General features: G+C 50.4%; 18 protein-coding genes. 2 read left to right on the top strand and 16 right to left on the bottom strand.

All coding sequences use genetic code 11. The features are described 5' to 3' along the window. The first annotated feature begins 50 nt into the window (after positions 1 to 50). A complete protein-coding gene (gene fliK, locus BM185_RS08365; RefSeq protein ID WP_091962024.1) occupies positions 51 to 1661 on the top strand; it encodes a flagellar hook-length control protein FliK in 1611 nt (536 codons plus the stop codon). After that, positions 1661 to 1957 carry an EscU/YscU/HrcU family type III secretion system export apparatus switch protein gene (locus BM185_RS08370; protein WP_245751736.1) on the top strand — a complete coding sequence of 99 codons (297 nt, stop codon included), beginning with the start codon at positions 1661 to 1663 and terminating at the stop codon, positions 1955 to 1957. Before fliK ends, BM185_RS08370 begins: the two co-directional genes overlap by 1 nt. Here the strand turns inward: BM185_RS08370 and BM185_RS08375 are convergent. The 16 genes from BM185_RS08375 to fliO form a co-directional block, all read right to left on the bottom strand. After that, on the bottom strand, positions 1950 to 2396 hold the full coding sequence (locus BM185_RS08375) for a DUF2802 domain-containing protein (RefSeq protein ID WP_091962027.1): 447 nt from the start codon (positions 2394 to 2396) through the stop codon (positions 1950 to 1952). The two genes, BM185_RS08370 and BM185_RS08375, sit on opposite strands and share 8 nt — an antisense overlap. Beyond that, positions 2396 to 2884, bottom strand: coding sequence for a chemotaxis protein CheW (locus BM185_RS08380; protein ID WP_091962030.1), 489 nt, complete (start codon positions 2882 to 2884; stop codon positions 2396 to 2398). Before BM185_RS08380 ends, BM185_RS08375 begins: the two co-directional genes overlap by 1 nt. A 91-nt stretch (positions 2885 to 2975) precedes the next feature. After that, positions 2976 to 3914 carry a chemotaxis protein CheW gene (locus BM185_RS08385; RefSeq protein WP_091962033.1) on the bottom strand — a complete coding sequence of 313 codons (939 nt, stop codon included), beginning with the start codon at positions 3912 to 3914 and terminating at the stop codon, positions 2976 to 2978. After that, on the bottom strand, positions 3911 to 4723 hold the full coding sequence (locus BM185_RS08390) for a ParA family protein (protein ID WP_091962035.1): 813 nt from the start codon (positions 4721 to 4723) through the stop codon (positions 3911 to 3913). The genes BM185_RS08385 and BM185_RS08390 overlap by 4 nt, the downstream gene beginning before the upstream one ends. Positions 4724 to 4753: 30 nt before the next feature. After that, entirely contained in the window at positions 4754 to 5941 is a 1188-nt protein-coding gene (locus BM185_RS08395) for a protein-glutamate methylesterase/protein-glutamine glutaminase (protein ID WP_091962747.1), read from the bottom strand. Positions 5942 to 6013: 72 nt separating this feature from the next. Then, complete coding sequence (locus tag BM185_RS08400; RefSeq protein WP_091962038.1) at positions 6014 to 8140, bottom strand: chemotaxis protein CheA; 2127 nt, start codon at positions 8138 to 8140, stop codon at positions 6014 to 6016. Between the two features lie 12 nt (positions 8141 to 8152). Continuing rightward, entirely contained in the window at positions 8153 to 8944 is a 792-nt protein-coding gene (locus BM185_RS08405) for a protein phosphatase CheZ (RefSeq protein ID WP_091962040.1), read from the bottom strand. A gap of 40 nt (positions 8945 to 8984) precedes the next feature. Beyond that, entirely contained in the window at positions 8985 to 9359 is a 375-nt protein-coding gene (gene cheY / locus BM185_RS08410; protein WP_425434203.1) for a chemotaxis response regulator CheY, read from the bottom strand. An 81-nt stretch (positions 9360 to 9440) separates the two neighbouring features. Beyond that, positions 9441 to 10178, bottom strand: a complete 738-nt coding sequence (locus tag BM185_RS08415) for an RNA polymerase sigma factor FliA (protein ID WP_091962045.1) — start codon at positions 10176 to 10178, stop codon at positions 9441 to 9443. 12 nt (positions 10179 to 10190) lie between these two features. Next, complete coding sequence (flhF, locus tag BM185_RS08420) at positions 10191 to 11489, bottom strand: flagellar biosynthesis GTPase FlhF (protein WP_091962047.1); 1299 nt, start codon at positions 11487 to 11489, stop codon at positions 10191 to 10193. 28 nt (positions 11490 to 11517) lie between these two features. Further along, positions 11518 to 13638 carry a flagellar biosynthesis protein FlhA gene (flhA, locus tag BM185_RS08425; RefSeq protein ID WP_091962050.1) on the bottom strand — a complete coding sequence of 707 codons (2121 nt, stop codon included), beginning with the start codon at positions 13636 to 13638 and terminating at the stop codon, positions 11518 to 11520. Positions 13639 to 13753: 115 nt separating this feature from the next. Continuing rightward, positions 13754 to 14893, bottom strand: coding sequence for a flagellar biosynthesis protein FlhB (gene flhB, locus BM185_RS08430; RefSeq protein ID WP_091962053.1), 1140 nt, complete (start codon positions 14891 to 14893; stop codon positions 13754 to 13756). 2 nt (positions 14894 to 14895) lie between these two features. Continuing rightward, on the bottom strand, positions 14896 to 15669 hold the full coding sequence (gene fliR, locus BM185_RS08435; protein ID WP_091962056.1) for a flagellar biosynthetic protein FliR: 774 nt from the start codon (positions 15667 to 15669) through the stop codon (positions 14896 to 14898). 4 nt (positions 15670 to 15673) lie between these two features. After that, complete coding sequence (gene fliQ, locus BM185_RS08440; RefSeq protein WP_091962059.1) at positions 15674 to 15943, bottom strand: flagellar biosynthesis protein FliQ; 270 nt, start codon at positions 15941 to 15943, stop codon at positions 15674 to 15676. 18 nt (positions 15944 to 15961) lie between these two features. Beyond that, positions 15962 to 16711 carry a flagellar type III secretion system pore protein FliP gene (gene fliP, locus BM185_RS08445; protein WP_091962062.1) on the bottom strand — a complete coding sequence of 250 codons (750 nt, stop codon included), beginning with the start codon at positions 16709 to 16711 and terminating at the stop codon, positions 15962 to 15964. Next, complete coding sequence (gene fliO, locus BM185_RS08450) at positions 16701 to 17048, bottom strand: flagellar biosynthetic protein FliO (RefSeq protein ID WP_177203515.1); 348 nt, start codon at positions 17046 to 17048, stop codon at positions 16701 to 16703. The genes fliP and fliO overlap by 11 nt, the downstream gene beginning before the upstream one ends. Positions 17049 to 17127: the final 79 nt, after the last annotated feature.

Genomic DNA, 17127 nt, shown 5'->3' on the forward strand with positions numbered 1-17127 from the left:
GCTTAATCTGCCAGACAACACCGTCCGGCTACAGATATTGGAGAGGGGCTATGCAGGGGTTGTCACCCAACGCAGTAAGCCAGGCTGATAGCAACAGAAACCCACCACCCACCATTAGGGGTACTATTAGCGAAGGTCGAGCTCAGCTTCCGGCCGGACAAGCTGCTGGTGCCCAGGTGACCTCCAGCGAAGCCAGCCGTGATGGACAGGGTTACCGGGTGCAGGTCCAGCTAACCTCCGGCGAGCAACTGACGCTTAGACTGGAGCGTCCCTTACCAGAGGGTCAGCAGCTTCACCTTCAAGGACGTGCCAAAGGGCAGGTTGAAGTACGCCTGTTGACACAGCTATCGCCAGAAGCCCTGACTGCTCAGCGCCTTAGCCAAGTAATCAGTCAACTGCCCAGCCTAAGCGCTCAGCCGCAAACCGGCTCACCACTGCCCATCAACCCAAGTCAAACCCTGATCGGCCAGGTCATCACCAGTCAAACCCTAACCCCGGTCACCAGCCAGAACCCGGCAAGCTATCTAACCCAACTCAACCTGCCCGGCGGCCAACGCCTGGATGTCATTACCAGCCAGCCCTTGCAACCCGGACAGGAAATTCAGATCAATCGCCCTGATGCCTCTACTCGACTGGAACTAACGCCACTCAATCAGGAAGCCTTGCAATTGCTCGCCAGTTTGCAAGCCAGCAGCCAGAACACCAGCAGTCGCAGTGAACCGGCCAGTTTACAAAGCCTGTTGCAAACGGCTAGCGCTCAGCTGCGCTTAGCGCTACCCCGCCAGGCCCCTTTAAGCCAGTCGCTACAACAGCTCAGCCAATTGACTGCTCAGCTGCCCAGACAAACACCCAGCCCCACTGCCCCTAACAACCCTGCTCCCCTGACCCAACAGCCAGCAGCCTCTAGCAACAACACCTCGCCGGCTTCCAGCCTGCAAGCTCATCTGGGCCATATTCTAAAGCTCATTCCCCAGGGTGACCGGACGCCAACCAGCCAGCAACTGCAGACCTTCCTCCCTCTAAGCGGTCTGCTGATGGAAGCCAGCATGGCCCGAGGTGCTCCTCCTTCGCAATTACAGGCAGACCTCAAGTTTTTATTGCAGCAAGCCAGTGCCCAACTGCGCTCTCAAGCCTCTTTCCAGCAAGGTAATCAGCAGGTCAATCAACAGCTGGGACGCCAGCTGGATGCCGCCCAGGCCCGCATCCAGGTTCTACAACAAAGTAGCTTGCAGGCGACTCAGGTCAGTCATGAACGAGGGCAACCTGCCCAGGTTGTTCAGATGGATTTACCCTATAGTGTTCGCGGCGACTGGTTTCAGGCGCAGCTGGAAATCCGGCGCTGGATAGAAGAGAAGGACGCTGAAGCCAATGCAAAAGAAGCGGCGCGTAAAACCCGCAGCTGGGAAGTTCAATTAAGCTTTGATCTGCATACCTGGGGACGGGTTCATACCCGGCTGAAACTAACGGCAGGTCAATTAAAAGCTGATGTTTTTGTTGAAGCCAAAGAGGCCTGGGAGCCGATGCGTCAGCAAGTTGGCCTGCTGGAAGCCCGACTTAGACGCCTCGGTGCTGAAGTTGACCGGGTTGAGTGCCATCTTGGCAAGCCACCTCAGCCCTTTCTGCACCGCCACCCCCAACAGATTATCGATACGGAGATTTAATGATGCGCCTTAACCCTGATAGAAAGCCGCAACCCAAACGGGCTCTTGCTTTACAGTATGACGGTTTAGGTGCGCCCCGGCTGACCGCCAAGGGATGTGCGGAAATTGCTGAGAAGATTATTGCTCTGGCTGAAGAGCATGATATTCCGCTTTATGAAGATGCCTATCTAGCAGCTGCCCTGGCCCACCTGGAATTGGGTGAAGAAATACCTGAACTTTTATATATGGCAATTGCCGAGGTGCTGGCATTTGTCTACGACCTGGACACCCTGAAAAGCAAGACGCCACCTAGTTGATGGAATAGTGCTCTTCACGATCAGGAGCATCGCGCTGGGCCTTGAGTTCAGTGTGCACCAAAGTAATGAGTTCAGCTTCTACTCGTGCCAGGCCACAATTATTGACCAAGTCATCAACACTGGCACCCATTTCAACCAGACGAACAGCATAAGCATAGGGCAGACTGCCCGGATCCCGCTGCTCCATTTCCATTTGGCGCTCAACAGTTGAGTTAAGGCGTTTTTCAACTTCGACAAGACGATGCCCCATCCCTATGGCACCGCTGCCCATCGCATGGCTTTCATTGCGCAACGCCTTGATTAGCAGATGGGTCTCATGACGAGCCTCATCAAGACGCCCCTTGAGCCTGCGAATATGCGCAAAGGCCAATAGTGCCAAGCCTAGTCCACAAAAGGCCAGCACCAGGGCAGCCAACTCAAACCAAGAGGGCGTAGACATCAGAGAGCCGCCAGTTCTGACCACTCTTCATCAGACATGAGTTTATTCAGCTCAACAAGAATAAGCAGCTCGCCATTCTTATTACAAACACCCTGAATAAACTTGGCACTTTCTTCATTGCCGACGTTAGGGGCGGTTTCAATTTCGGATTGTTTGAGGTAAACCACTTCAGCAACCGAATCAACCATGATCCCAACCACCTGCTGGTCAGCTTCAATAATCATAATACGGGTTGCATCAGAAACCTCGCCAGGCATCAAACCAAAACGCTGACGGGTATCTATCACGGTCACCACATTACCCCGGAGGTTAATAATTCCCAGGACATAATCTGGGGCACCGGGAACAGGCGCAATTTCGGTATAGCGCAGAACTTCCTGCACCATCATCACGTTGATTCCGTAGGTTTCTTCAGCCAGACGGAAGGTTACATACTGAAGTACCGGATCTGAGGTACTTTCAGCCTGAATCTTTTGTGGGCTAGACATGGTTCAATCCTTCAGTTCAGTTGGGACACACACCCATAAATTACTATGCTAATACACCTCTGAGCATAAAAACAGTAGCCAGTAGCCAAGTTTACTCAGTATCCAACTGTTTTAACGCACTCAAATTGGCTGGTTCCATTTGACCGTGGCCTTCTTTTAGCAAACGGTCAAAGGCAGCCACATCAATTAATGCACACATATGCTCAATCACAGTACCCGCAAGCCAGGGACGTTTGCCCAAGGAAGTACGCCAGCGGACCTGATCCGGCTCCAGGGAAATAGAGCGGTCCACTTCATTGCAGGCCAACCCCCAAACACTATCATGAATACGAATAATCAGTTGATAGGGTTCCGGATGTTTTTCTATTAAAGCTGACGGCAGCACCCACTGAGCAGTATCCACCATACAGACATTCATATCATTGGCACGCAACATCCCCATAAACCAGTCAGGCTGGCCAAACAAAGGGGTTGGTTCCCGGTCTATCTTGATAATGCCACCCAGCTCAACCAGAGGAACGGCCAAAGTTAGGCCTTTAACTTTAAACAGCAGGCATTCAAAGCGTTCCTGCGCCCAAACAGGTCTGCCATTTTTCCAACCTGGGGGGCTGGGTGGCTGGTCAGGCACCTGATCTTCTTTAGGCGGAGCGGGAGCCGGTGGAACGGGTTTAGCAACTTCCGGCTCTGCTGGCTTAGGCTTGGCAACAGGTTCAGGAGTCGCGACTGGTTCGGGCTCAGGTTCAACTTCAGGTTCAGGCGGCGCAAATTTCAGCTCCGGCATCAATACCTGGGGTGTGGGTTCTGCTTCATCCAGTTGTGTCTTGGGTGCTGCAACTTCGGGTTCTGCAAGCTGCTTGGCTCTGGCCATAGAGTCACTTAAATGACGGCCCTGAAACGATTCTTCGCGTCTTGCCGGGGCTCGCTCAGTATCCTGCTCCAAAGCCTCGTCTTCAAAATCCTGGCCATCATCCCGCAACAAGGCTTCCAAATAGCCTTCAATCGCTTGTTGAGGAGTTTCATGCCAACTCATTGAGCACCTCTCCCCTCAGGGCTAGCAGCACGACGTGCTTCACCTTCTTTTTCCTGTAAAAACTTGAGCAGCACACTATAGGCATGAACGCCACGGCTTTCGGGATCCAACATCGAAGCAGGCATCCCAGCAACACTGGCATCCCTAAACTTGGTATCCACAGGAACCATTGAGTGCCAAATGACATCGCCATAGGTATTTCTCAGCAACCGCAAACTTTGAATCGAGGCCTGGGTACGCCGATCATAAAGTGTGGGCACGACAGTATAAGGAAGAGCCTGTTTGCGCGCCTTGTTAATCATTTTCAAGGTGCGCATCATCCGCTCCAGGCCCTTAATCGCCAAGAATTCCGTTTGCACCGGAATAATCAGCTGCTCGCAGGCGGCTAAAGCATTGATCATCAAGAGCCCCAAAACTGGGGGGCTGTCAATCAAAACATAATCAAACCTGTTCCACAGCTGAGCCAGGGATTTGGCCACCACCAACCCCATGCCCCCTTTACCGCTCATCTGGCGCTCAAGAGTCGCCAGGGCTGTAGAGGCGGCAATAATTTTTAATCGATCATGGCCAGTATCCAGCAAAAGACTGGCCGGCAGGTCTTCAGGGACCTGCTTATGCTGAAAGAGGTCATACACACTCTTTTCAACACTGTCAGGGTCATATTTAAAATAACTGGTGAGGGACCCATGCGGGTCCAGATCCAGCAGAAGCACCTGATGACCACGGTCAGCAAGGATACCCCCGAGGGTTACGGCAGTTGTTGTTTTACCAACTCCACCTTTTTGATTAGCAACCGCCCAGACATGCATACCCGTTTCAACTCCTGTTGACCACCTGCGTCAGGTGACATCACTGGTTAACTTGTCGGCTATATCCGCAAGATTTATTATTTCTTCTGCCAAGTTAGCCTTGGCAACAGCCATGGGCATTCCGTAGATCACCGAACTGGCTTCATCTTGTGCCCAGATGACTGAACCTGTCTCTTTGAGCATTCTTGCCCCTTCTCGACCATCTGCGCCCATTCCCGTTAAGACCAATGCCAAAACCTTACCAGGAAAAACCTTGGCCGCGGAACCAAAGGTTACATCAACACAAGGCTTATAATTCAAGCGCTCATCACCCGGAAGGACTCTAACGCTGCCACCATTGCGTTTATCAACCATCAACTGCTTTCCGCCTGGTGCCAATAATGCCAGACCCGGCTTTAGAAGGTCACCATCTTCAGCTTCCTTGACTCTAATCTTACAAAGGCTGTTAAGTCTTTCGGCAAAAGCGCCCGTAAATGTAGAGGGCATATGCTGAATTAATACCAAAGGTGCAGGAAAATCAGCAGGCAAGCGGGTTAATACCGTTTGCAAAGCCATAGGCCCCCCTGTTGAGGTACCTATCATCACCAGCGAAAAATGGCGCGGCTGAGCTTTGGGCTTAACAGCAGGAGCCAGCCGTGATTTGGCATCTGCCTTTTCGGCAAGCTGCTGTTCCTGTTTTTTACGGGCTTCTTCACGGCGAGCGGCTATACGGTCATGCAGCGATGGACGTGATTTTGCGATTTCTGCTGATTCAGCGCCAGGTGATTTGAGCGCCTGCCGAGAAGCCACCTGGGGCCGGCTTGCCGGTGCAGATGAAGCCTGGCTACGTGCGACTGTGATAACCCGGTCACAGAGCACCTTGGCCATCTTCTCGGTATTACGGGAAATGTCTTCAAAATTTTTGGGAAGATAGTCAACTGCACCGGCTTCCAGAGCATCCAGGGTAACCCTTGCACCCTCATGCGTTAGCGAAGAAAACATTAATACCGGAGTCGGTTGCCTGGCCATGATCTCACGCACGGCTGAGATACCATCCATAACGGGCATCTCATAATCCATGGTGATCACATCAGGTTTCAGCTCCAGTGTTTTTTCTACAGCTTCACGGCCATTTGCTGCAGTACCTATGGCCTTGAGCCGCGGATCTGTTTCCAGGAGTTCACAGACCCTGCGTCGAAAAAAACCTGAATCATCAACCACCAAGACGGTGATTGGCATTTTCTTCTCCCAAACAATTATCTGATGGCCCTGATCCAGGGCCATTTGCTATTCAGTCAAGCAACACGTTAATCAACGGCGTCCGGTATAGTTTTTCAACAGCCCCGGAATATCCAGAATCAAAGCAATACGACCGTCACCGGTAATCGTAGCCCCAGCTAAACCAGGAGTACCGTGCAGCATTTGCCCCAAGGGTTTGATAACCACTTCTTCCTGGCCAATCAAGTCATCAACTACGAAGCCAACCTGCTGGTTACCTATAGATACCACAACAACATGGGCTTCTTTGAGTTCTTCCTTAGAAATCTCACGCTTGGCAGGATCACGAACCAACCAGCGACGCAAATAAAAGAGCGGCAGGGTACGTTCGCGAATGATAATGACTTCCTGGCCATCAATCTTGTTAGCGCGTGAAATATCCAGCTGGAAGATTTCATTGACATTAACCAGAGGCAGGGCAAAGGTCTGATCTTGTAGCTTGATCATCAGTGTCGGCATGATCGCCAGAGTCAAAGGCACCTTGATAATAATCTTGCTGCCCTTACCCAACTCCGACCAAACATTAATGGTCCCATTCAGCTGAGAGATCTTGGTTTTAACCACGTCCATACCGACACCCCGACCCGATACATCGGAAATTTCATCCTTGGTCGAGAGACCAGCAGCAAAAATAAGATTGAAGGCTTCCTGGTCGCTAAGGCGGTCGGCCGCATCCTGATCCAGCTGACCTTTTTCCACTGCCTTGCGTTTGAGCACTTCAGGGTCCATTCCTGCGCCATCGTCAGAAATGGTCAACAGAATATGGTCACCTTCCTGTTCAGCAGCCAGAATGACTTTACCTTCTCTGGGTTTGCCTTTCTTCTCGCGCTCTTCAGGCTGTTCAATACCATGGTCAGCTGAGTTGCGAACCAGGTGGACCATGGGATCAGCCAAGGCTTCAACCAGGTTTTTATCCAGGTCGGTGTCTTCACCGATCATTTCCAGACGAATTTCCTTATTCATCTTACGTGACAGATCCCGGATGATACGTGGGAAGCGACCAAAGACCTTCTTGACCGGCTGCATACGGGTTTTCATGACCGAGGTCTGCAAATCCGCAGTAACCACATCAAGATTGGCTACAGCCTTGGCTAGCTCACTATCGGTACTATCAGAACCCAGACGCACCAGACGGTTACGCACCAACACCAGCTCACCTACCATGTTCATAATTTCATCAAGGCGTGAGGTATCAACGCGAACGGTGCTATCCGCTGCGGCCTCTTTTTTGGCGGGCGGCTTGGCCTGGGTAGCCGGTGGTTTGGCCTGACTTTCCGTGTCCTCGGCTGGTTTCTTGGGAGCGGCTGGCTTGGGCGCAGGCGCTGCAGGTTTTTGAGCCGATCCGGCCGTACCTGGGCCCTTACCTTTACCGTGAAGCTCGTCGAGCAGCTTGTCGAATTCTTCCTCGGTAATTTCATCATCACCAGCAGCCGGGGACGAAGCAGGCTTGGCAGGCTCTTCAGCTTTAGGAACAGCGCCCGGTCCTTTACCCTTGCCGTGCAACTCATCCAACAGCTTATCAAATTCTTCCTCGGTGATTTCATCGTCACCGGGTGCTGAAGCTGCAGGCTGTGCTGGCTTTTTGGGAGGTTGCTCTTTAGCCATCGCTGCCTTGTCTTCAGGGCTCAGGGCATTAAGCAAAGCTTCGTATTCTTCATCGGTAATATCACCCTCATCACCAGGGCTCGCTTCATCGCCGCTGTCTTCTTGAGGGCTCGTGGCCTGCTCTGTTTGCTCAGTAACTGCTTGTGGCGGCTCGCCAGCTTCATTTTCAGGCTTAGCATAGTAGGCAAGGGCTTCAAGGATGGAAGCATCCGCAGGCTCAGGCATTTCATCGCCACGGACCGTTTCGAACATTTCATTGACACTATCCAAAGCACTAAGCACTGTGTCCATCAGCTCTGGAGTGACTGAACGCTGGTGTTTGCGCAGCGTATCAAAAACATTTTCTGCGTTGTGGCAGCAGTCTACCAGAGGGGTGATCTGCAAAAAGCCAGCACCACCTTTCACGGTGTGAAAACCACGAAAAATGGCGTTAAGCAGCTCAGGGTCATCTGGTGACTGCTCCAGATCGACCAACTGTTCAGAGAGCTGTTCCAGGATTTCACCTGCTTCTACTAAGAAATCCTGCAGAATATCCTGATCTGCATCGAGACTCATCCATCGGCTCCTTTAAAACCCGAGACTGGAGAGAAGGTCATCAACTTCGTCCTGACCTGATACGACGTCAATGCCACGTTTTTCAGCATTGATAGCCGGACCTTCTGGTGCTGGCGTAGCATCGACGACCTCGGTTTGTTGTTCGGTATTCTCATGTCGAATACCTGTTATCTTATCAACCTGGCTGGCCATTCTGACGAGTTCTACCAGGCTGTCTTCAACTTCATGCACCAGGACGATAACCTTTTTTACAACCTGACCTGTCAAATCCTGGTAGCCCTGAGCCAGCGTAATTTCACTGAAATTGCTGCTCAGTTGCTCTGCTTGCTGTTCAGTGGATTCCAGAAAAAGATCCATACGTTTGTAGAGATCACGAAACTCTTCAGGAGACATTTCCCGTCGCTTGAGGCGTGCCCACTCACTACGCAAGTCACTCGCTTCCTGGCCTAGTTTTTCAGCTACCGGGATACACTCATCCACCTTATCCATAGTGGTGTTGGCTGCATCCTGGGTCATCTTAATGACGTAGTTGAGCCGGTCAGCAGCGTCCGATATATCAGAAAATTCTTCTTGGTTACCGACAGCTGCTGAGGTATCCAGGTGAAAGTCCCTGATGGCATCATGCAGCGCGCGTGTCAGGCGACCTACTTCAATATAAAGATTTTTATTTCTTGCATCATTGATCTGCTGCAAGAGGTTGACTGCGTCGATCAGCTCTCCCTGCTCAATCTTCTCAATCAGCTCACCTGTTGTGCTGCGCAACAGCTGTTCGAAATTTTCTGACTGGCTTGACTGATCGCTCATTCACTCACCCAAACACGGGGTACAACAAGGTTTTGCACCATTATTTTTCGATGCGCTCAAAAATCTTTTCGATTTTTTCTTTTAGTACTGCAGCAGTAAAGGGCTTGACGATATAGCCGTTAACCCCTGCCTGGGCAGCAGCAACTATCTGCTCGCGCTTGGATTCTGCTGTTACCATCAGTACAGGTAAGTCTTTCAGCTCGGGATCAGCACGAATATGCTTCAACAGGTCAAAGCCTGTCATGCCTGGCATATTCCAGTCCGTCACGACAAAGTCAAAGTTACCCGTATTTAGCATCGGGATGGCGGTCAGACCATCATCTGCTTCATGAGTATTGTTGAAACCCAGATCGCGAAGCAGGTTTTTTACAATCCTTCTCATGGTGGCAAAATCATCCACTATGAGAATCTTCATATCTTTATTCAAGGCAACCTCCGTTAAACCTTGCCAACAGCAGCAATGATTATAATACAACCCTGACTGAAGAAGGGCACACTATACATTTTTCCAGTCTGAAAGTTTTGTCCGTAACCGGGCAGCAGCCTGGCTCAGTATTTGACTGACTCGGGATTCACTGACAGCTAGAACAGCACCTATCTCCTTGAGATTTAGTTCTTCGTTATAGTACAGAGAAAGTACCATTTGTTCACGCTCAGGCAAAGCTGAAATTGCATTGGCCAGGGAATCCTGGAAATGCGCTTCCTGTACTTCACCCAAGGGTCCGGAATTGGTTTTATCCGGTAATTCAAAGGCTGAGTCCTCTTGACTGGTCAACTCATCAAAGCTGAACAGACGTGAGCCAGCCGTATCAGCCAAGTATTGGTGATATTCCTGTAGGGATACCCCCATTTCTTCAGCTATTTCCTGCTCTTGCGGCTCTCGGCCGGTACGGGCTTCGATAGCCTTGATCGCATCGGCCACGCGCCGACTATTGCGATGCACCGACCTGGGCGCCCAATCGTGGCGGCGCACTTCATCAAGCATGGCTCCACGAATACGGATGGATGCAAAGGTTTCAAAGCTTGCACCTTTTTCTGCATCAAAGTTTCTTGAAGCTTCAATGAGCCCCATACTGCCGGATTGCATAAGATCATCCAGCTGGACACTTGCCGGTAGGCGTGCCAGTAAATGGTAGGCAATACGTCTGACCAAAGCAGAGTATTTCTCAAGCAAACGGGCATCAGCCAGTTGCTGATTACGTGAGTACAGATCAAGACCCTTGGCAGCAGTCATTTTTCAGCCTGTCTAACCATCATGTTCTTCACTTCGCTCCACATCTCGGGCAAAGCGCCCGACCAGGGTTGAAGGTGTTGCCAGACGAACATCATCTGGTATTTTTTGTCCATTGGTGGTGTAGCTGACCGGTAAGCGCTTTTCAAGAACCAAACCCAAGACTTCGCCAATATTGACGGCCTCATCCAGCTTGGTCAAAACACACCCATTCAAGCCTGCATCCCGATAAGCCTCATAGGTATCAAGCAATACCCTGGACTGGCTAATCGCTGGCAAAACGATAAAACGCCTTATCCTAGCCTGAGCAGAAGCCAACAAACCCAGCTGGCTTTGCAGGTTAGGATCACGCACATTTAGGCCTGCCGTATCAATCAGGATCAACTTTTTATTGCGTAGCGATTTAAGTGTTAAATCCAAGGCATTGTTTTCATCAACGACACGCACGCTAACGCCGAGAATCCTTCCAAAGGTCCGTAGCTGCTCATAGGCAGCAATCCGGTAGCAGTCCGTTGTCACCAGGGCCAAGTCATCAGCACCATGCTTAAGCACGTAGCGCGCAGCCAGCTTACCTAGCGTGGTTGTTTTACCGACGCCTGTTGGGCCGACCAGGGCGACAACCCCACCCTTATCAATAAACTCTTCATCCAGGGTTTGTAGTTCATTTTCCAGGCGCTTAAGCACCAACTGCCAAGCACTTTGGCTGTCCAGATCACCATTCAAGGGGATCAGCTTCATCAGCTTGGCAACATAACTTTGACTAAACCCAGCCTCCAAAAGACGATTACGAACCAGAGCTTCGGTAGGATTTTTCACGCCATCTTTTTCGCGCAACTGTTCTTTCAGTAAATCTCTCAGGCCCTGGATTTCAGACTGCATCGCCTTGATAGCTAACTCTTCAGCATTGGTACTGGTATTCTTTTTGTTGCTCGCTGTCGGCCAGCTATCTTCAGAAGTATAGTGAGTTGCCGCTTCGCGATCACTGTGTCCTTCTTCATTCAAGCCCCACTGGCGTAAACGGGCTTTTTTCTGGAAGGCATTTTCAGTCATGCCTGTATCGAAACGAGCACCCGAAAGAATACGTTGTCTTGCTTCATCCAACTCCTGCTGAAGCGCATCGCCCTGATCAGCCTGCTTAAGCGCTGCCGAGAAGTCTTTAGGCGTTTCATCACCCTCATAATCCAGCGCACAAACGATTTCTACACCGTTATCAACCTTACGATTGGAAACAATAACAGCATCCGCACCCAACTCTTCACGAACTAGACGCATCGCCTGACGGGAGTCTGCCCCGAAAAAGCGCTTTACCCGCATTTTAGAAACCCCTTGGTTTGCACGCTACTTATTGTCCTATGGTTGCTACGATGGTGATTTGTTTATTATCGGGTATTTCCTGGTAAGAAAGCACATGCACATTTTGAATACCATAGCGCACGAATCGAGCCATTACTGGCCTGACCGGTGCTGCTGTTACCAGCACCGCTGGGTTACCCTGCATTTCCTGCTGCTGCGCCACTTCACTCAGTGACTGCTGCAGTTTTTCAGCCATGGCTGGCTCAAGAATAAGCTGATCCGACTCGCCACCCTGTTGCGCAGCCTGCTGAACACTCTTCAACAGCAGTTGCTCCAGTTCCGGCTCCAAAGTTATAACCGCCAAGTGGTCGCTGGGCCCTGTAATAGCCTGAACAATTGAGCGCGACAGCGCAACCCTAACAGCCGTGGTTAATTGAATGGGATCACGTGTGGTGTGAGCCGCCTCAACCAGCGCCTGGGCAATTGACCTGAAATCCTTAACCGGCACTTGCTCGATCAGCAGGTTTTGCAAAACCTTCAACAGCACCGACAGGCTCACACTGTCGGGTATCAATTGCTCAGATAGTTTGGGCGCTGTTTCTCCCAACATATCGAGCATCTTCTGCACATCGTCATGGCCGATCAGCTCATGTGCGTAATCATGCATAATCTGGTTGAGCTGGGTGGCAATAACCGTACTCGCATCGACTACCGTATAACCCAGTGTTTGAGCCTCTTCCCGCTGATTGGGGTTAATCCAGACAGCTTCCAGACCAAAAGCAGGATCTCGTCCCTTAATGCCATTAATGGGCCCATAAACCTGACCAGGGTTAATCGCCATCTCCCTTTCCGGATGAACTTCTGCCTCACCTATCGTAACCCCTTTCAGGATAATGCGATAACTATTGGGTGTAAGATCCAAATTGTCTCGAATATGCACTGAAGGCATTAAAAATCCAAGATCCTGGGAGAGCTTTTTGCGAATTCCCTTAATTCTTCCCAAAAGCTGGCCACCCTGGGTTTTATCAACCAGAGGTATCAGGCGGTAACCTACCTCTAAGCCTAAGAGATCAACAGGCGCAACATCCTGCCAATTCAATTCTTTTTGATCAACCACATCCGGATCAGGGGTCATAGGCATCTGAGTCGCCGCCTGTTCGGCAGCCAGGGACTCCTGCATCTGCTTTTGCTGAATCCGGTGGATCATATAAGCACCACCACCTGCCACACTGGCCAGGCCCAGAAAGGCAACGTGTGGCATGCCGGGCACCAAACCCATAATTACCATAATGGTGGCAGCCACAGCCAAGGCTTTCGGCGTGCCAAACATCTGGGTGGAAACCTGGGTGGATATATTCTGTGAGGAGTTAACCCGCGTAACCATAATCGCGGCAGCAACTGAAAGCATCAAAGAAGGAATCTGCGCTACCAGACCATCACCAATGGTCAAGAGTACGTAGCGCTCGGATGCCGTCGCAAAAGGCAGGCCATGCTGAAGCATCCCGATCAGCAAACCACCGACCATATTGATGACCAGAATCATAATGCCCGCCACCGCATCACCACGGACAAATTTACTGGCACCGTCCATAGAGCCGTAGAAATCTGCTTCAGAAGCGATTTCTTCACGCCGCTTTTTAGCTTCTTCCTGATCAATCAAACCGGCGTTGAGATCGGCATCAATTGCCATCTGCTTACCGGGCATGGCATCCAGCGTAAAGCGTGCACTTACTTCAGAAATACGTCCCGCACCCTTGGTAATAACCACAAAGTTGATGATCATCAGGATCAGGAAGACGATCAAACCAACAACATAGTTACCGCCAATCAGTACCGAGCCAAAGGATTCAATGACCTTACCCGCTGCATCACCACCTTCGTGACCGTTAAGCAGTACGATACGCGTTGAAGCAACGTTCAAAGCCAAGCGCAGCAGCGTGGCAACCAGAAGAATGGTCGGAAAAACTGCAAAGTCCAGTGGCCTCAATGAATAAACAGCGACCAGCAGGATAACGATGGCAAAGGCAATGTTAAAGGTGAAGAAGACATCCAGCAGGAAAACTGGCATAGGCAGAGTCATCATGCCCAAAAGCGAGAGCAGCAATAAAGGAATTGCTATCTGGCTTTGCATGATGCTGCGAAATGCACCTTGAAACTGGGTTCGATCCATTTATCACCTGGTAATTATTAATGCCTTGGGGCCTCAGGGGCACCGACGCAGAAGTATGCCAAGTTCTCCCGGTGAAATAAACTCAAGGTGCTTGCCTTCCTGTGGATAATTGTAATCAATCTGCTTCTGGGTCCAGCTCTTTGGGAACTTTAATAGCAGGCAGCTTGCCTGGCTTCTTGGCTTTACCTGCCTGATACTGTTTCATCTGATAAACCCACGCCAGTACCTGGGCAACAGCCATATACAGCTGCTGAGGTATTTCGCTACCAATTTCAGTAGAGAAGTAGACCGCCCTTGCCAGAGGTGGCATCTGCACAACAGGTATCTCGTAGTAATCGGCGATTTCCCTGATCTTGGCTGCAACCTGTTCCTTGCCCTTGGCCAATACCAAGGGAGCCGAATTCCCCTCTTCATCATACTTTAGAGCCACAGCATAGTGAGTCGGGTTGGTAATCACCACGTCAGCACCTGGAACATCTGACATCATGCGGCGCTGGGCCATTTCCATTTGCATACGTCGAATACGACTTTTTACTTCCGGCTTACCTTCAGTGTTTTTATGCTCATCCTTGACCTCCTGGCGCGTCATTTTTAGCTTCTCACGGTGCTGGTGCAACTGCCAGGGCACATCCAATAACACCACAATAATTAAGGATAGGCTAATTGCCAAAAAAGACCAGATAACCAGGTAGCTACCCTTAGCAATGGCAGGCTCCAGAGCCATGGCACCCAGGGTTGCAAACTCGGCGCTCAGTCCATAAATGATTATAAACGCGGTGACACCCACTAACAGGACTTTAGCGACTGATTTAACAAATTCCATTAACGAATTCTTAGAGAAAATCTTCTTGATCCCGGCTATAGGGTCAAGTTTACTAAATTTAGGCTTTAGGGCCTTGGCAGTGAGGTTCCAGCCACCCACCATCACCTGAGAAATAGCCCCAGCAAAGAAGAGAACGATTAAAAAAGGTAAAAGAGTGCCCAGAGCATACCAAACCGAAGCACCAAAATGCTTGAACATGGCATCATGAGTTATGACATCTTCACGGGTCAGCTCAAAATTATAGGCAAAGATATCCAAGGCTTGGTTCGCCATCCAACTACCAAACACTAGCAACGCCATACCAGCTGAAAGAAGAATCACCGCCGTACTCAATTCTTTCGAGCGGGCCACTTCACCATCACGACGTGATTCTTCTTTACGTTTCGACGTGGGTTCTTCTGTTTTTTCCTGACCGTCCTGATTTTCTGCCATGCCTAAAGCTCCAGCCAGATCCGCATCAAATCAAAGATTTCACGCGCCATACGATCAAAATGAAAAAGATACTCGCTGCTCCAGATCCATAGCTCAATTAAGCCGATAATCATCATGGTTGGAAAACCGATTACAAAGATATTCAGCTGAGGAGAAGCACGGGTAATTACACCTAGAGCCACATTAACAACCAGCTTGGCAATAATAATAGGCAAAGCCATTAGCAAAGCGCCAGCAAAGAGCCAACCACCCTGAATAGCAATCAGCCAGGCATGATCCCTTGTAAAACCTTCAGTACTGACCGGAATCACAGTAAAACTTTCTGCCAGGGTATAGATCACAACCAGGTGCCCACCTACAGCAAGGAACACCAGGTTGGTCATGATCAAGGTGTACTGGCTGAGCACAGTAACATTAATACCACTGGACGGGTCCGCCATTTGGGCCATCCCCATACCTATTTGCATGGCCACCAGTTGGCCAAAAACCACGAAAACCTGAAACAGCAGCTGAACAATAAATCCCAGGCTGGCACCGATCAGAATCTGCTGGGCAACCAGTATCCAGGTTTGCGGGGACAAGCCATCCATCACCGGCATAGGTGGCAACAGAGGCATCAGCATCAAAGTTAGCGCGAAGGCCAGGAGAATTCGGATGGGCGCAGGTACCATATTGGCACTGAAAATAGGTGCCGCCATAAAAAAGGCACCAACACGGAAAAAAGGCCAGAGAAAAGTCCCTATCCAGGCTGTGAGTTCGGCACCTGTCAAAGGCATCAGGCTAACCTATCAAGTAGGGGATATCATTGGCTAGACGCTGAAAGAACTCCATCAGCATACGTAGTATCATTGGACCAGCAACAATCAAGGCCAAAAGTGTTGCCATTAAGCGCGGCAAAAAACTCAGAGTTTGCTCATTAATTTGCGTTGCGGCCTGAAAAATCGCAACCACCAAACCAGCCAGCAAGCTCGGCACCACGGCAATAGCAACGATGGTAATAACAATAAACAGAGCCTCTCGCAGCAAGTCTACGGCAATTTCTGGGGTCATAGCTGCCTCCCGGAATCGCTAATAACCATAACTAGCCGCCAGAGTTCCCATTATCAGGGTCCATCCATCCACGAGCACAAACAACATGATCTTAAAGGGCAGGGAAATGATAATCGGCGACAACATCATCATACCCATAGCCATCAAGATACTGGCAACCACCATATCCAGAATCAGAAAGGGTATAAACAGCATAAAGCCTATCTGAAAGGCTGTTTTCAGCTCACTGGTCATAAAAGCTGGCACCAAAACCACAAAGGGAATGTCGGCTTCTGATTCAAAAACCTCATAACCACCGATGCGGGCGAACATATCCAAGTCCGTTTCCCGGGTTTGCGCGAGCATAAATTCAGTTAGAGGCGCCTTAGCCAGCTCAACCGCTTCCAAAGGGGTGACTTCTTCAGCTAAATAAGGCTGCAAAGCCTCAGCGTTCACCCTTTCCCAAACAGGTGTCATGATAAAAAAGGTCAAAAACAGGGCCAAACCGATGACGATTTGATTGGATGGTGTTTGCTGTAAGCCGAGAGCCTGCCTGAGAATTGCTAAAACAACAATTACTCGGGTAAAGCTGGTCATCATAATCAACATTGCTGGCAGGAAAGTCAGCGCCGTCATTATGGCCAGGACTTGGATGGTCACCGAATAGGTTTCACCGCCCTCATCATTTGGCTGAACTCTCAGTGCTTCAAAAGCGGGAAGCTGGCTGGCTCCCGCATCCAGAGAAAGAAATAACAGCCCCAGCAGGGTAAGTAGAACCCTAGCCCTCATGCTTATTATCCTTGTTGACGTTACCGGAGAAGCCGCCCTTCTTCCACTGATTAAGCAGCTGTGAAAAGCCAGCCTGCCCTTGGCGACTAGCTATATCCAAGGGTTTATCCAATTCATGCAAACAGTTAATTTGGTTAGCGGTAACACCTAGCAATAGCTGCTGTTCGCCAACCTGAACCAACAGTAACCGCTCCCGGTTACTCAAAGGCAGTACAGCCAACACCTTCAAGGCGTTATGGTGACTACCACCTGGCACCAAACGCATGCGCTTGGCCAGCCAGGCTAAAAACAGCATAAGTCCAATAACCACCAGCAGGCCGAGTGTGACCTGAAGCATTGCTGATCCCGTTGCTGTGCCCAGCTGCCGACGCTCAACCTCTGCTAAAAGCGGGCTGCTTAGAAATGCAAAAGGCAGG

This window comes from Marinospirillum celere, assembly GCF_900112235.1.
GTDB classification, from domain to species: Bacteria; Pseudomonadota; Gammaproteobacteria; order Pseudomonadales; family Halomonadaceae; genus Marinospirillum; species Marinospirillum celere.

Excerpts from the sequence above, each read along its gene's own strand:
- fliK (WP_091962024.1), top strand. The coding sequence starts at position 51 with ATGCAGGGGTTGTCACCCAACGCAGTAAGCCAGGCTGATAGCAACAGA.
- BM185_RS08370 (WP_245751736.1), top strand. The coding sequence starts at position 1,661 with ATGATGCGCCTTAACCCTGATAGAAAGCCGCAACCCAAACGGGCTCTT.
- BM185_RS08375 (WP_091962027.1), bottom strand. The coding sequence starts at position 2,396 with ATGTCTACGCCCTCTTGGTTTGAGTTGGCTGCCCTGGTGCTGGCCTTT.
- BM185_RS08380 (WP_091962030.1), bottom strand. The coding sequence starts at position 2,884 with ATGTCTAGCCCACAAAAGATTCAGGCTGAAAGTACCTCAGATCCGGTA.
- BM185_RS08385 (WP_091962033.1), bottom strand. The coding sequence starts at position 3,914 with ATGAGTTGGCATGAAACTCCTCAACAAGCGATTGAAGGCTATTTGGAA.
- BM185_RS08390 (WP_091962035.1), bottom strand. The coding sequence starts at position 4,723 with ATGCATGTCTGGGCGGTTGCTAATCAAAAAGGTGGAGTTGGTAAAACA.
- BM185_RS08395 (WP_091962747.1), bottom strand. The coding sequence starts at position 5,941 with ATGCCAATCACCGTCTTGGTGGTTGATGATTCAGGTTTTTTTCGACGC.
- BM185_RS08400 (WP_091962038.1), bottom strand. The coding sequence starts at position 8,140 with ATGAGTCTCGATGCAGATCAGGATATTCTGCAGGATTTCTTAGTAGAA.
- BM185_RS08405 (WP_091962040.1), bottom strand. The coding sequence starts at position 8,944 with ATGAGCGATCAGTCAAGCCAGTCAGAAAATTTCGAACAGCTGTTGCGC.
- cheY (WP_425434203.1), bottom strand. The coding sequence starts at position 9,359 with ATGAAGATTCTCATAGTGGATGATTTTGCCACCATGAGAAGGATTGTA.
- BM185_RS08415 (WP_091962045.1), bottom strand. The coding sequence starts at position 10,178 with ATGACTGCTGCCAAGGGTCTTGATCTGTACTCACGTAATCAGCAACTG.
- flhF (WP_091962047.1), bottom strand. The coding sequence starts at position 11,489 with ATGCGGGTAAAGCGCTTTTTCGGGGCAGACTCCCGTCAGGCGATGCGT.
- flhA (WP_091962050.1), bottom strand. The coding sequence starts at position 13,638 with ATGGATCGAACCCAGTTTCAAGGTGCATTTCGCAGCATCATGCAAAGC.
- flhB (WP_091962053.1), bottom strand. The coding sequence starts at position 14,893 with ATGGCAGAAAATCAGGACGGTCAGGAAAAAACAGAAGAACCCACGTCG.
- fliR (WP_091962056.1), bottom strand. The coding sequence starts at position 15,669 with ATGCCTTTGACAGGTGCCGAACTCACAGCCTGGATAGGGACTTTTCTC.
- fliQ (WP_091962059.1), bottom strand. The coding sequence starts at position 15,943 with ATGACCCCAGAAATTGCCGTAGACTTGCTGCGAGAGGCTCTGTTTATT.
- fliP (WP_091962062.1), bottom strand. The coding sequence starts at position 16,711 with ATGAGGGCTAGGGTTCTACTTACCCTGCTGGGGCTGTTATTTCTTTCT.
- fliO (WP_177203515.1), bottom strand. The coding sequence starts at position 17,048 with ATGCTTCAGGTCACACTCGGCCTGCTGGTGGTTATTGGACTTATGCTG.